This window comes from Phormidium sp. CCY1219 (assembly GCF_035615515.1).
GTDB lineage: Bacteria > Cyanobacteriota > Cyanobacteriia > Cyanobacteriales > Laspinemataceae > CCY1219.
The window spans coordinates 1-219 of sequence record NZ_JAJENT010000064.1; the positions used below are offsets into that span (position 1 = coordinate 1).

At 57.1% G+C, this 219-nt stretch carries 1 pseudogene; it reads left to right on the plus strand.

The features are described from left to right. Positions 1–219, plus strand: a pseudogene (locus LKK83_RS31865) (calcium-binding protein); the annotation flags it as partial.

The window sequence follows — 219 nt, forward strand, 5'->3', positions numbered from 1 at the left end:
CAGGGGGATGACTCCCTGGATGGCGGCGATGGCAATGATATGCTGTGGGGTGGCAAGGATAATGATATCCTCACTGGTGGCACTGGCGATGATTGGTTGCTGGGGGATTTGGGTAACGATACGGTGACGGGTGGTGCAGGAGGCGATCGCTTTGTCCTCGCTGAAGGTCGCGGTACCGATACCATCCTCGACTACAGCGATGGCGTTGACTTAATCGGG